Source organism: Shouchella rhizosphaerae, from assembly GCF_036700015.1.
Classification (GTDB): Bacteria; Bacillota; Bacilli; order Bacillales; family Bacillaceae_D; genus Shouchella; species Shouchella rhizosphaerae.
Map to the genome: position 1 here is coordinate 692440 of NZ_CP144921.1, position 14034 is coordinate 706473.

Below are 14034 nucleotides of genomic sequence, written 5' to 3' on the forward strand. Positions count from 1 at the left end.
CCCTAACACCGGTTTCGTTCCCGATATGTCGGTTGTTGTTCCTTTTCTTCCAGCAAACTTATTAGTGCTTTTGACACCTTCATCGCATCATGGCGCAATTTTTGATTCGCCTCAAGGACAAAACGGCCTTTAATAGGCGTCACCCCCATTGATTCAAGGACATCACTGTCGACGACAACCTGTTCTGCTTTTTCTAAGCGATAAAGAGAGCGGACGCTTTCAGAGATTGTCGTGCTGTTGACTAAGATGTACTCAACCAATTGGCCGCCGCAATGCTTAAACAGGCCTTGTAAATGGTCAGAAGCGCTGTATCCGTCTGTTTCCCCTGCCTGTGTCATCACATTGCAAATATATGCTTTCTTCGCTTTAGAAGCAGCAATTGCTTCCTTAATGCCAGGGACAAGCAAATTTGGGACAATGCTCGTATAGAGGGAACCAGGGCCGAGTACAATTAAATCGGCTTCATGGAGGGCATCAAGCGTTTCAGGTAGAGGCGAGACATGTTCTGGAGACAAGTAAACGCGCTTAATCCCTTTAGCTGCAAGAGGGATGCTTGATTCTCCTGAGACAATTGAGCCATCGTGCATTTCCGCGTGAAGGACAATGCTCTCGTTTGCTGCTGGAAGCACACGCCCTCTCACATTCAATACTCGACTTATCGCCGAAATCCCTTTTTGAAAATCGCCTGTAATGGATGTCATTCCTGCTAGCAGCAGATTTCCGAGTGAATGTCCGCTTAGCCCGTCTCCACTTGAAAAACGGTGTTGAAACAGTTCTTCCACAAGCGGTTCCACTTCAGCAAGGGCCACAAGCACATTGCGCACATCCCCAGGCGGGGGAATATCGAGCTCTTTGCGAAGAATGCCGGAGCTACCGCCATCATCCGCAACAGTCACAATCGCAGTGATATCGACTGGAAACGTCTTCAGCCCGCGCAAAATCACGGAAAGCCCAGTTCCTCCTCCTATGACAACGACCTTCTTTTTCATCGACTGTTCGCCTTCCGTTTGTTAATATCGCGGTGGCTCGTATACGCATCATATTTAGCTTCGTAATGAGCACAAAAGTATTCAGCCAATGTCACTGAACGGTGCTGGCCGCCTGTACAGCCGATCCCGATGACAACTTGGCTTTTCCCTTCCCGTTTGTAATGGGGAAGCATAAAGTCAAATAAATCAGTCAGCTTCTCCACAAATTGTTTTGTTTCTTTCCATTTTAACACATAAGAGGACACTTCTGTCTGTAATCCCGTTTTTGGCCGCAAATCTTCAACGTAGTGCGGGTTCGGCAAAAAGCGGACATCAAATACTAGGTCGGCATCAATCGGAATGCCATATTTGAATCCAAATGAAACAAAATGGACAGCAAATGCTTGGCGGTCATTCCCAGCAAAACGCTGCATGATTTTTTCCCGTAGCTGGAGTGGCTTTAACTCTGTCGTATCAATGATTTGCTGAGCGCGCCCCTTTATTTCTTCAAGCAAATTCCGCTCTTTTTGAATGCCTTCGAGTGGCAAGCCCCCTTTGGCTAATGGGTGTGTACGCCTCGTTTCTTTATAGCGCTGCACAAGCTTAGAATCTTTTGCATCTAAATACAAAATTTGGATTTTAAGTCTACTTGCCGGCGTTTCATTCAGTTCATCAATGGCTTTGAACAATTCATCAAAAAAGGACTGCCCTCGTAAATCCATGACGAGCGCCACTTTTGTGACTTTATCGATGCCGCCCTCAATCAATTCAATAAACTTCGGCAGCAAGACTGGAGGCAAGTTGTCAATACAATAATAGCCTAAATCTTCAAAGCTTCGGACAGCAACGGATTTTCCAGCGCCAGACATACCGGTAATAATGACAATCTCGACTTCAGACTGGTTCATAGTGCTGCCCCTTTCTCTTGCATCGGTTTCGGATCAAGTCGATAATCAATCAGCTTAAAATCCTTTGTATAATAAAACGTTCCGTATAAAACGCCTTTTTGATTTAAAATGTGGTTAAAGACATGGTGGTCCCCTTCTGCCATTGGCAAATCCGCATGAGCATCACGCTTTTGCCAGACAAGCTTCCCTTCCGGAGACTGATCGAGCATCGTGCCTTCATAGCTGCTGGCAAGAAAGGAGAACATCATCCACTCATCTTCCATAGTTTGCCCCTCACCTACAATGACCACCGTGGTCACTGCGCGCAATTCAGGGTCTTTAATGGATAGTCCTGTTTCTTCTCGAAATTCACGGACAACAGCTTCTTTAATCGTTTCGCCATGCTCCATTTTTCCGCCTGGCGCTACCCACCAGCCACGGCTTGGCTTTTGAAGCATTAAACATTGATCCGCTGTTGCCAGTATACAATTGGTTATTCGCTGCAAGCCTCTCACCTCGCGTTCCTCATTTTATAGTATACAAGTAATTAAGGGAGGCGACAATGATGGCGCTTATTTTGTTCGGTTTAACCAAAAAAAAGGCGCAGAAGTCTGCGCCTAAATGAAGCTATATTTTAAAAAAGGGGGTCAATTACTGTTTCTATTATAAAGGAACCGTTATTTCAATTGCATTACAGCACCTTTAAAAGCTGATGACGGTTTACCCCTTTAAAGCAAATTCGTTCTTGTTCACTCTAAGAACTACGCTTATTTCTCGACTTTTTCAGCTTCAGACAAGTTTTCTAAATAATGCTGGACATTTTGGGCGGCAATGGAGCCGTCGCCTGTTGCTGTGACAATTTGCCGTAGCGATTTTTCCCGTACATCGCCAGCTGCAAATATACCAGGCACTTTTGTCTCCATTTCCTCATTCGTAACAATATAGCCTTCCTCATTCGTAATCCCTAAGTTCTGAACACTTTCATTTAATGGCAACATGCCGATGTATACAAACACACCGTCAGCTTCCATGTTTGAGACTTCGCCTGTTTTCGTGTCTTTTAGCGTCACGCCCCCGACTTTGCCGTCTTTTTCATTAATCTCCGTTACAACTTTATTCCAAATGAAATCGACTTTCGGGTTGTTAAAAGCGCGGTCTTGCAAGATTTTTTGGGCACGTAATTGATCGCGCCTGTGAACGATTGTCACTTTTTTTGCAAACCGTGTTAAATAGACAGCTTCTTCAACAGCAGAGTCACCGCCACCTACGACGATCAATTCCCTCTCTTTGAAGAAAGCACCATCACACACAGCGCAATAGGAAACGCCTCTGCCGCTCAGTTCCTGCTCGCCAGGGATGCCAAGTTTTTTATATTCTGCTCCCGTTGAAACGATGACTGCCTTGGCGCGGTATTCTTTAGAGCCAGCAATGACCCGTTTTGTATCGCCTTCATCAATAATTTCCTTAATGTCGCCATACGCATAGGCAGCGCCAAATTTTTTGGCGTGTTCAAACATTTTATTGGAAAGATCCGGACCTAAAATGTGGTCAAAACCAGGGTAGTTTTCCACGTCTTCCGTATTCGCCATTTGCCCGCCAGGCATCCCACGCTCAAGCATGAGTGTATTTAAGTTGGCCCGGGATGTATACACAGCCGCTGTCATGCCAGCTGGTCCTGCTCCTGCAATAATCACATCATAAATGGTCTCTTCAGCCATGTTTCTTGCACTCCTCTACTCTTCAAGGTTATCTGCTTCCATCGTAGCGAAAAAAACAGCTAACTGTCTAATGTTCTGCTCAAGAAGCCACGTTCGGCAAACAATGTAAACGAAATATCGTCTGATTGTTTGTTGGCCACCGCTTCCATTAACTGTTTCGAAGCTCCGTCGCCAAGATCTACCGCTTTTTTCAAATGTTCTAAAGCGGCTTTTTCATTGTGTTCATGGTAGGAAGCGACACCGTAACACCGCAAAAGGGCTGCTTCTTCATCAGCATCAATAGGAAAAGGCCGTGAAAGGACTTCTTTATAATTTCCAAGAGCACATAGCACTTGGACAAGGCGCGCAGCGTGACCTGAATCAAGAGGATAAACGCTTGCAAGCCGCTCACGGTACCATTTCGCTTCTTTAGTATAGCCCATTTCAAAGTAAAATAATGCGAGATTGCATAATGCCAACAAGTTGCCAGAATCCTTATCGAGCACTTCCTGGCAAATGGCAAACGCTCTTTCGGTTTCACCGATGCAAAATAGCGCTTCGGCAAGATGATTTTGGGCAGCCCACAAACGAGGATGCTTGCTAACGATTGACTCAAGCAACGGCACAGCCAGCTCTGCTTGCCCTTTTCGCAAAAAAAGCCATGCCTGTTCATGGTCGTCTAAAAATTGTTCCGAACTCGCTTCTTCCTCCATAAAAGGGTCATCTTCAAATAGCTCAAGCAATTCATGCGCTTCTTCGGCAAACTGCCCGTTTGGCTCTTTTTCTAGATAGAGACGCACATGCTTTTCGGCCTGATAAAAGTGGCCCATGTACACTTCATTATTGGCAATAAAAAAATGACAAACAGGCTGTTGACTGCCGGAACTTGCCAGCACGGATTGTAAGAGTTCATTCGACCTCCCATACTCACCAAGTTCGGACAGCACTGCAGCCAACTGTATTTTAAAAATCGGTTCAGTGGCAGTAAGCTTCACTGCCCGCTCTAGCAGTTTTGCAGCCCGATTTAAATGCTTTTTGTGAAAAGCTTGCAATCCCCTGTGAAAAAAATAATCCCCATTTTGGTAAAACGGAACGATGGTCCTTGAATCTTCTTTCGATTCGTCGCTCATGTAAGCTTGTCCCTCCAAGCAAATGATCTATCTATCGTCAAGTATACACTAAACGTGATTTTCTGTAAGGACAACCGTTAAAAAAGTTGTTTTGAAAAAATTTTGTGTCCATTTCCTATCCGTTGCTTGAAAAATCGGAGGCTGTATCCCGCTTTCGCCTTTCTTTTTAAGCATAATGTTAAAGCGCGACTGCTTCCATCATTATAAAGCTCGCAAATAATGGGGCTGACAGATAAAAAAGTGTGCCTCTTTAATCCGCGATTAAAGAGGCACACTTTTATTGAAAGCGGACATTCGTCATCACAAAATGGCTATGGGGCAAAGCTGGCATTTCGTTAAATTGGAAACGTAAATCTTGTTCAGGCACAGTATAATCGATTCGATTGACAAGAAAATCCAAACTTTCTTTCATAATCTCGATTGTGATCCATTCGCCTGCGCAACGATGGCCGACATTGCGGTCGCCTCCACCTTGAGGAATAAAGGCAAACGGGCTTTTGTTCCATGTCGCAAAGCGATATGGCCGAAACTGTTCGGGATTGTCCCAAAGCTTTGGATGATGATTGGTCCCGTATAAATCGAGAAGCACTAATGTGCCTTTCTTAAATGGGTAGCCATTCCACGTAAAATCCTTAATTGGCCGCGCAGGCACAAAAGGGAAAAATGGATAGAATCGCCTGACTTCTTGGACAAAATGCTGTAATTTTTCTTCGTCTGATCCGAGCTTTTCCCGTTCTTGCGGGTGTTGATGGACAGCGAGTGCCGTGAAGCAAATGTAGATGGAAATGGCCACAATGGGCCGGAGGATATTGATGATTTCAACAGCTGCTGTTTGCGCGTCCATCCATTCGCCATTTAATTCGCGGTGGAACGACATCGTATGCAATGTTTTTCCTTCTGCTGCTTGTCGCTTGCCCGTACGGACATCCTCTACAAGCTCTTTCACCCAACTTTCGGCTTTGCCCCGGCTGCGCCGCCCTTTCCAATGGGCTGGCCCGATCGCCGCTGGCGCTTCAATCATGGCGCGGAACCACTCCGCTTTGTCTTTCACTTCGTCTTCCTCAACGGGAATCCCAGCCCACTCGAACGCAGTCCGGCACATTACTTCTTGTGCTTCTTCATACAAAACAACTTTTGATTGGTTCTGCCATCTTTGAGCGGCTCGTTCCCATTGTTTTGAAGCAATAGCGCGAATGTCTTCTAGCGTTTCTTTCGACATGAGCGACATAAACATCGCTTTTCGATGATGGTGTGCTTCCCCATCAAGCGCTTGAACGCCGCCTTTGCCAAATAGCGTTTTTAAAACCCGTTTTGGGGCCGCGCCTGCTCGCTTAAATTTTTCATTATCATAAAACAGTTCGGCTGCTTCCTCCCCACGTATACAAATCGCTTCTTGCCCTAGCAAGCGTGTTTTAAAAAGATCCGATTGAAATGCTTGGGCTCGGTTTGTGCCATATAAATACCCTTCTCGGAGTACGGCTACACTGTTATCTATCCCTGCTTCTTTTGGGATTTCCTTTTCACTGGCCACTGTTACCTTCTCCTTTCATACGTGGGTTCGTTAACGATCTAGCAAGCACATTCGCCTGCTAACTTATGCTCTACCACCAGTGTAGCCGTTCTCCCTCTGTTTAAAACGTACCGTTCGCAGCCAATAGGGAGTGCTTTGCGCTATGAGAACCTCTCTATGCCTGGGCCTCCACATCCTCTTTTTGCGATGCCATTATAAAAATCATAGCAAGAATACAAGCGAGCCCTCCCCATTGAAAAACACCGAACGGTTCACGGAGCCAAATGACCATCGTCACTACCGCAGCTAATGGTTCGGCACTTCCAAGCAGACTCGTTTCTTTCGGAGAAAGGGTATTCACCGAAACTTAAGGATTTCATTGATTAAGAGTGGACGCTAGCCAGCTTTTACTGAATAAAGCCAACAATCCCAGTTTAATCTATTAAAACATCGCTATTCTCAGCTTTTGACTCGGTACCAGTATGTATACATTTCTTCAAAGCCAAGCTTCGTATAGAGTGCGAGGGCTGGCTTATTTTCACGAACCACTTGCAAGTAAGCAAAGGCTGCCCCATTTTCTTTTCCCCAATGAAGCAAATGTTGGATCAGCTGCGTCCCATATCCTTGTTTTTGTTCCTTCTTCTTTGTCACAATATCAAATAACCCGATGTACTCGTCCTCAAGAACGCCTAACCCGCAAGCACAAGGGATCCCGTCTTTGTCCGTTATAAGCATGTAGCACGTCTCGGTGGCAATGTTGTCAAACATTTGTTTTAATGTCTGCTGGTCTGCTTCGCAAACATGATTCCAACGACAATAATGATCAAACCATTTTCGGTCTTGTCTGGGGCAAATCTCAACATAAGCTTCTGGCTTTTCGCCGATTTGTGATAAAGACAAGATTTGCACACTCGTCTCCCCTACATAATCATACCCCTTTGCATGAAGAGAACGATCCAACTCGCCTGGAAAAGCAGCCGCTGTCAGTTTATAAACGGCGGGCAAATGTTGCTTACGGTACATTTGTTCACAAGCCTCTATTTTCCTATCAAGCTCCTCACAGGAAGGATAGAGCGGGTTAATCGAGTTCGCTCTTTTTGTATAACCATTGGCAAAGCGCAAAATCCATCCGTCCTGCTGCACTGTCTTCAGGGCAGGCTGTGCATTCATGGATAACGCTTCTATTTTTCGAATGAGCGCTATGTCAGACATTTGTCTTCCCCCTTTTTGCTTTCCTTCTTATAAAGGTTAAAGTTTCCTCTAAAAAACAGCAACCTGGTTACTTAGGTTGCTGTTTTTTTACATGCTCTTATGATTGGTGGCGCGCTTTCAACGTTTCCAGTACTTTATCCAAAGGAAGCTTTTGTTCCTGTAAGAGAACGAGGACGTGGTAAAACAAGTCTGCTACTTCCCAACGCAGCTCTTCGGGGTCGCGGTTTTTCGCGGCAATGATTACTTCTCCTGCCTCTTCGCCGACTTTTTTCAAGATTTTATCGACACCTTCTGTAAACAAATAGGTTGTATACGCCCCTTCTGGCATTTCTGCCTCCCGCTTTGCAATCGTTTCTTCAAGGTCGTTTAAAATTTGAAAGCGATCGCCTTCCACCTTGCTAGTACTGCCAGTTAGCGACTGTGAAAAACAACTATATGCCCCTGTATGGCAAGCAGGCCCTTTCGGTTCCACAAGTACAAGTACAGCGTCTTGGTCACAGTCATAGCGGACGTCAACAACATGTTGTGTATTGCCTGATGTTTCGCCTTTATGCCAAAGCTGTTGGCGTGATCGGCTGTAAAACCATGTTTCTTTCGTTTCCATTGTTTTTTGCAGCGATTCTTCATTCATATAAGCAAGCGTTAGCACCGTTTTGCTATTTGCATCTTGGACGATTGCTGGGACGAGCCCGTCTTTATCAAAGCGGATTGGTTTCATCGGATGCACTCACCTTCTTCCCGTAAACGGGCTTTTACTTCTTGAATCGACGTTTCTTTGTAATGGAAAATCGATGCCGCGAGGGCTGCATCTGCGTAATTGTATTTGAACACGTCAACAAAATCGTTTGCCGCTCCAGCTCCACCAGAGGCAATTACGGGCACTGTCGCTACTTCATTGATCGCTTTTAATAATGGCAAATCAAACCCTGTCTTCGCTCCATCTTGATCCATGCTAGTTACGAGTAGTTCGCCGGCCCCTAAGCGGACAGCCTCCTTGGCCCAATCGGTTGCTAACCAGTTCGTCTGTTTGCGGCCACCATGTGTATACACGCGCCACGTGCCAAGCGCCTGATCAAATTTTGCGTCAATCGCAACAACGATGCATTGTGAGCCAAAATAATCAGCGCCTTCGCGAATAAATGCCGGGCGAAGCAGAGCGGCTGTGTTAATGGACACTTTGTCTGCGCCGGCACGCAAAATGCGGCGAATGTCAGCGAGCGTGTTAATGCCTCCGCCAACGGTAAAAGGAATTGCCAGCGTTGCAGCGACTTCGCGGACCACGTCAACCATTGTTTCCCGCCCTTCATGGGAAGCAGAAATATCAAGAAACACAAGCTCGTCTGCGCCTTCTTTGTCGTAAAAAGCAGCGAGTTCGACTGGATCGCCAGCATCGCGCAAGGAGAGGAATTGCGTCCCTTTCACAACGCGGCCTTCTTTCACGTCTAGGCATGGAATAATTCGTTTTGCTAGCATTACAGCTCTCCTTCCGCCAACGCTTCCTCTAAAGTGAACCGCTTCGTGTACAGCGCTTTGCCGACAATAGCACCAGCAAGAGAAGCAGCTCGCAATTGTGCCAAATCGGCAATGCTGCTTACCCCTCCAGAGGCAATCACATTGGCATTCGCTGCCTTGGAAAGAGCAACGCACGCTTCGATATTCGGTCCTGTGAGCATGCCGTCGCGGGCAATATCGGTAAAAATGAACGTTTTGGCGCCAAAGCGGGCCATTTCAGCAGCAAGGTCTTCCGCTTTGACGTGTGACGTTTCAAGCCATCCTTCTGTAGCTACATATCCATCACGAGCATCAATCCCGATCGCCATTTGTTCTCCATACTTGGCAAGCATTTGTTTCGTAAAATCAGGCTGGTAAACGGCGACACTGCCAAGGACGACACGGGCGACGCCTCCGTTTATATAGCGGTCGATATCTTGTTCGGTGCGAATTCCTCCCCCAACCTGAACGGGGACGTCTAACTTTTGGGCGATCGTCAAAATCGCTTCATCGTTCACAGGCCTTTTGGCTTTTGCCCCGTCTAGATCAACGACATGTACCCACTTCGCGCCTGCGTCTTGAAATGATTTCGCCATTTTATAAGGCGATTCTCCATATATTGTCTCTTTGTTATAATCGCCTTGTTCGAGGCGCACGCATTTTCCAGCACGGATATCAATTGCCGGATAGATCGTATAGCTCATCTCAATTTCCCTCCACTAGTTGGCCAAAGCGTTTCAGCAGTGCCATGCCGACAGTGCTGCTTTTTTCGGGATGAAACTGCATGCCATACACTTGCCCTTTTTGCACAATAGCAGGGACACTTTGGTAATAATCACTGCTTGCAACGACGATGTCCGTTTCTGTACGGACGACATAAGAATGGACAAAATACACGTAGCCGTCAGGAACACCTTCTGTCAGTGGTGTGGGCCTATGGAATTCAAGCTTATTCCATCCCATATGCGGTACTTTGTAGGCGTGCCCCTCTGCCGTCGTTCCAGAAAAACGTTCGACGCGTCCAGGCAAGTAACCAAGGCCTGCTGTTGGTTGATGTTCGTTGCTTGATTCAAACAGGAGTTGCATCCCCAGGCAAATGCCGAGTAATGGTTTGTTTTCCGCTACCCAGTTGTCCAAAAAAGGCTGGACGTTTGTTTGTGTAAGAATATTCATTGCATCAGGAAAAGCGCCGACACCAGGGAGGATCAACGCCTTGGCTTTTGCCAATTCTTCCCCGTCGCTGCTAATAAAATAGGGGATCGCTAACCTTTCAAGCGCTTTAGAGACCGAATGGAGATTGCCCATCCCGTAGTCAATGATGCCAATCATTAAAGCAGCCCCTTCGTTGATAATATCCCTTTAATTCGTGGATCAATTGCCGTTGCTTCATCCAAAGCACGTGCGCACGCTTTAAAAATCGCTTCAATGATATGGTGTGTATTGTGTCCGTAGTGGACAATAATATGGAGATTCATGCGCGCTTCTAACGCCAATTTCCAAAAAAATTCATGGACAAGTTCGGTATCAAATGTGCCGACCTTCTGGCTCGGAAAGTCAGCCCTAAATTCCAAATGGGGCCTGTTGCTCAAATCGACAACCACTTGGGCAAGCGTCTCATCCATCGGCACAAACGCGTTTCCATAACGTTTAATGCCCTCCTTCGTTCCAAGTGCTTCTTTTACAGCTTGACCGATGCAAATGCCAAGATCTTCAGTCGTATGATGAGCATCGACTTCAATATCGCCACTAGCCTTGACAAACAAATCAAATTGGCCATGCTTGGCAAACAAATCGAGCATATGCTCCATAAAAGGTACGCCTGTTTCGATATCTGCTTTTCCTTCGCCGTCGAGGTTGAGCCGCAACGAAATGTCCGTTTCTCCTGTCGTCCTTGTTAATTCATAGCTACGAGCCATCACATGTCCTCCAATCGAATGTCTATCGCGCGTGCATGCGCTTCAAGCCCTTCTAGCCGGGCCAATTCCGTAATCGCTTTTCCATTCTCAGCTAGCGCCGTTTTGCTGTAGGAAATAATGCTTGATTTTTTGACGAAATCATCTACTGATAGCGGGCTGGCAAAGCGGGCTGTTCCGTTTGTCGGTAGTACATGGTTTGGGCCAGCAAAATAATCGCCGACTGGTTCGGCACTGTACGAACCAAGAAAAATCGCTCCCGCATGTTTGACGCGACCAAGCAATGCTAGCGGCTCTTCTGTGGCAATTTCCAAATGCTCAGGAGCCAATTGGTTAACGACTTCAATGGCTTGTGCCAGCGAGGCAGTCACATACAAAGCGCCAAACTGTTCTAATGCTCGCCCTGCTATCTCTTTTCTCGGAAGAGTAGCCAGTTGCCGTGCTGTTTCTTGTTGGACCGCTTCGGCCAGTTTCCGAGAAGGAGTGACTAACACGGCTGTCGCATCCTCATCGTGTTCCGCTTGGGAAAGAAGGTCTGCTGCCACATAGGCAGGGTTCGCTTTTTCATCGGCTAACACGCAAATTTCACTTGGCCCAGCAATCATATCAATGGCCACATCGCCAAAAACAGCTCTTTTGGCAAGGGCCACATATTTGTTGCCTGGCCCTGTAATTTTATCAACTGGGCGCACCGTTTCCGTGCCATACGCCAAAGCGGCCACTGCTTGCGCTCCGCCAAGTTTATAAATCGTATGGACGCCAAGTTCAGCCGCTGTTGCGAGGACAGCTGGCGGAAGGGTACCGTTTTTGCCAGATGGGGAAACCATTGAAATGTCCTTTACACCTGCGACTTGAGCAGGTACAACATTCATAATGATCGAAGACGGGTAAGCCGCTTTTCCTCCAGGTACATAAACGCCTACTGCATCGAGGGGTGTGACGCGCTGCCCTAAAATCGTGCCGTCAGGGGCTGTTTGAAACCACGACTTCGCTTTTTGTTGTTCGTGAAAAGCACGGACATTGGCAATTGCTTGGCGAATCGCTGCCAAAACGGGTTGATCAATGTGGCGGTAAGCATTGTCCAATTCTGCCTTCGTAACACACAAGTCTGTTAATTCCACTCCATCAAATTGTTGCGTGTAATCGACTAACGCTTGATCGCCTTCCTTTTTTACCGTTTCAATGATCGTGTTCACAGTGGCGATTTCGGCTTCGCTTCCATGGAGCCCGCTGCGCTTTAAGGAAACCGCCTCTCCTTCTTTTAGCTCAATGATCTTCACTGCCATCCCCCTCTATAACAGTCGCCAAACGCTCAACCATATCATGAATTTCACCGGCGCGCATCCGGTAACTAGCAGGATTGACAATAAAGCGCGACGTGATTTTTCTAATTTGCTCCAATTCGACTAGGCCATTTTCTTTCAGCGTTTGCCCCGTTGACACGATGTCGACAATTCTGCCGGCAAGTCCCATGATCGGCGCTAACTCGATTGAGCCATTCAATTTAATAATCTCAACTTGCTCCCCTTGTTCTTTAAAAAACTGCGATGCCACGTTTGGGTATTTTGACGCTACTTTTGGATTTAATTCGCCTCGTTGGTACGTCGGCAGCGCCGCCACCGCCAAATGACAAGCGCTAATGTTCAAGTCGAGCACTTCATGGACATCACGCTTTTCCTCCAACATGACATCCTTGCCAGCAACACCGACGTCAGCAACACCGTGTTCCACATAAGTAGGAACATCCATCGGCTTCGCTAAGATAAAACGGAGCGATTCATTCGGCACATCGATAATGAGCTTGCGCGATTGCTCAAACGAACTTGGCAAATTATAGCCAGCCGAACGGAGCAGCTGAACAGCCTCCTCAAAAATCCGCCCCTTCGGCATCGCCATTGTCAGTGTCATCGCTTGCCCTCCTCTGTTTTGCCGATTAAGTAAACAATTTCTTCATAACTAGCGGACATTTTATCGATGTCGTCAACGCCTGCCACATCTTGTAAGACGACTTGCATCCCCTTCTCCCGAAGCGCAGTCGCTTTTCGATAGGCTTCTTGGCGCCGTTCCCTGCTATAAAGCAAGCAACGCTTTTTCGGCTGCACTTCTAGTTTGCCTACTGCTTCCGCAAGCAGATCCAAACGCAACCCGAAGCCAGTCGCAGGACCAGGACGGCCGAATTTGGCAAGCAAATGGTCATAGCGTCCGCCACCGCCAAGGGGACGGGGGAGGCGGTCATGGTAAACTTCAAAAATGCAACCTGTATAATAGCTCATATGGAGGACAAGGCTTAAGTCAAGTTTCATATAACGGGTAAGCCCTCCCTCTTTCAAGCCTTGCCAAAGGTCTCGCAGCTCCGCCACAGCCTGTTTGCCTTCTGCTGATTCGGTTAGCTGCTCCGCTTCAGCAAGAATCGCTTCATTGCCGCGCAACCGGCTTAGTTTTAACAGCTTCTTTTCATCAATCGATGATAGCCCAAATGCCTTTACTTGCTCTTTGAAACCAACATCGTTCTTTTCATAGAGTTGCCTCCGCAACAGCTCAGCCCGTTCTTCAGTGCCAACAATTTCTAAAAATAACGCATTTAAGAAACCGATATGGCCGACGGCAACTTGAAAATGGTCAAGACCTGCTTGAATAAGAGCTCTGTTCAACAACAGCAACATTTCCCCGTCAGCACTGGCGGTATGATCACCAACAAGCTCAACGCCGACTTGTGCAAATTCGGCAGGACGCCCGCCTTCCGTTTGCAAAGCTCGATAAAGGCTTGAACAGTACGATAACCTAAGTGGATAAGGGATGTCTTTCATACTTGAGGAAACGAGCCGAGCAATTGGCGCCGTCATATCAGGGCGCAAAACGAGCGTATTTCCATGAAAATCAATTAACTTGAATAACTGCTTATCTGAAATAGCAGACGCTTTCCCGACTGTTTCATAATATTCAAGCGTCGGCGTTTGTACTTGCTCGTATCCCCATAACCGAAACTCTTGCAATACACGATCGCCTAATTTTCGTTGCATTGAATGCAAATTCGGCAGCACATCGCGCATGCCTAAAGGTTTTTCAAACATAAAAGGCTCAGACACAACGTTCGCTCCTAACTGCCCTTTACTTTAGTTTGCTAAATCACTAATGAAGTAAAGTTTTTTCTAGTTTACAATTGCCCTAACGAAAAGTCAACTGGCCCATTTACAAAAAAACGTACAATAGCTAACGCTATTGTACG

At 46.8% G+C, this 14034-nt stretch carries 16 protein-coding genes; all 16 read right to left on the reverse strand.

The window, feature by feature from the left end:
• Window positions 1–2 precede the first annotated feature (2 nt).
• Window positions 3–989, reverse strand: a complete 987-nt coding sequence (locus V5G21_RS03730) for a gluconeogenesis factor YvcK family protein (RefSeq protein WP_011247877.1) — start codon at window positions 987–989, stop codon at window positions 3–5.
• Window positions 986–1876 (reverse strand): RNase adapter RapZ, encoded by an 891-nt coding sequence (rapZ, locus tag V5G21_RS03735; RefSeq protein WP_011247878.1) that lies wholly within the window; start codon window positions 1874–1876, stop codon window positions 986–988. Before rapZ ends, V5G21_RS03730 begins: the two co-directional genes overlap by 4 nt.
• Window positions 1873–2361: an NUDIX hydrolase gene (locus tag V5G21_RS03740; protein ID WP_011247879.1), complete on the reverse strand. Its 489-nt coding sequence runs from the start codon at window positions 2359–2361 to the stop codon at window positions 1873–1875. The genes rapZ and V5G21_RS03740 overlap by 4 nt, the downstream gene beginning before the upstream one ends.
• A 261-nt stretch (window positions 2362–2622) precedes the next feature.
• Window positions 2623–3573: a thioredoxin-disulfide reductase gene (gene trxB, locus V5G21_RS03745; RefSeq protein WP_011247880.1), complete on the reverse strand. Its 951-nt coding sequence runs from the start codon at window positions 3571–3573 to the stop codon at window positions 2623–2625.
• A 59-nt stretch (window positions 3574–3632) separates the two neighbouring features.
• Window positions 3633–4682, reverse strand: coding sequence for a tetratricopeptide repeat protein (locus V5G21_RS03750; RefSeq protein ID WP_011247881.1), 1050 nt, complete (start codon window positions 4680–4682; stop codon window positions 3633–3635).
• A gap of 277 nt (window positions 4683–4959) precedes the next feature.
• A complete protein-coding gene (locus V5G21_RS03755) occupies window positions 4960–6213 on the reverse strand; it encodes a cytochrome P450 (RefSeq protein WP_011247882.1) in 1254 nt (417 codons plus the stop codon).
• Between the two features lie 154 nt (window positions 6214–6367).
• The gene (locus V5G21_RS03760; protein WP_011247883.1) at window positions 6368–6553 is read right to left on the reverse strand and encodes an EamA family transporter; all 186 of its coding nucleotides are present in this window, start codon (window positions 6551–6553) and stop codon (window positions 6368–6370) included.
• A 98-nt stretch (window positions 6554–6651) separates the two neighbouring features.
• Entirely contained in the window at window positions 6652–7404 is a 753-nt protein-coding gene (locus V5G21_RS03765; protein WP_011247884.1) for a GNAT family N-acetyltransferase, read from the reverse strand.
• 97 nt (window positions 7405–7501) lie between these two features.
• Complete coding sequence (gene hisIE, locus V5G21_RS03770) at window positions 7502–8122, reverse strand: bifunctional phosphoribosyl-AMP cyclohydrolase/phosphoribosyl-ATP diphosphatase HisIE (protein ID WP_011247885.1); 621 nt, start codon at window positions 8120–8122, stop codon at window positions 7502–7504.
• Window positions 8119–8877, reverse strand: a complete 759-nt coding sequence (gene hisF / locus V5G21_RS03775) for an imidazole glycerol phosphate synthase subunit HisF (protein ID WP_011247886.1) — start codon at window positions 8875–8877, stop codon at window positions 8119–8121. The genes hisIE and hisF overlap by 4 nt, the downstream gene beginning before the upstream one ends.
• Window positions 8877–9599, reverse strand: a complete 723-nt coding sequence (gene hisA, locus V5G21_RS03780) for a 1-(5-phosphoribosyl)-5-[(5-phosphoribosylamino)methylideneamino]imidazole-4-carboxamide isomerase (protein WP_011247887.1) — start codon at window positions 9597–9599, stop codon at window positions 8877–8879. The genes hisF and hisA overlap by 1 nt, the downstream gene beginning before the upstream one ends.
• Before the next feature lies 1 nt (window position 9600).
• The gene (gene hisH, locus V5G21_RS03785; RefSeq protein ID WP_011247888.1) at window positions 9601–10224 is read right to left on the reverse strand and encodes an imidazole glycerol phosphate synthase subunit HisH; all 624 of its coding nucleotides are present in this window, start codon (window positions 10222–10224) and stop codon (window positions 9601–9603) included.
• Window positions 10224–10811, reverse strand: coding sequence for an imidazoleglycerol-phosphate dehydratase HisB (gene hisB, locus V5G21_RS03790; RefSeq protein ID WP_011247889.1), 588 nt, complete (start codon window positions 10809–10811; stop codon window positions 10224–10226). The genes hisH and hisB overlap by 1 nt, the downstream gene beginning before the upstream one ends.
• Entirely contained in the window at window positions 10811–12088 is a 1278-nt protein-coding gene (hisD, locus tag V5G21_RS03795) for a histidinol dehydrogenase (RefSeq protein ID WP_011247890.1), read from the reverse strand. Before hisD ends, hisB begins: the two co-directional genes overlap by 1 nt.
• Complete coding sequence (gene hisG, locus V5G21_RS03800; protein WP_011247891.1) at window positions 12075–12716, reverse strand: ATP phosphoribosyltransferase; 642 nt, start codon at window positions 12714–12716, stop codon at window positions 12075–12077. The genes hisD and hisG overlap by 14 nt, the downstream gene beginning before the upstream one ends.
• A complete protein-coding gene (locus V5G21_RS03805) occupies window positions 12713–13894 on the reverse strand; it encodes an ATP phosphoribosyltransferase regulatory subunit (RefSeq protein WP_035202761.1) in 1182 nt (393 codons plus the stop codon). The genes hisG and V5G21_RS03805 overlap by 4 nt, the downstream gene beginning before the upstream one ends.
• Between the last annotated feature and the right edge of the window lie 140 nt (window positions 13895–14034).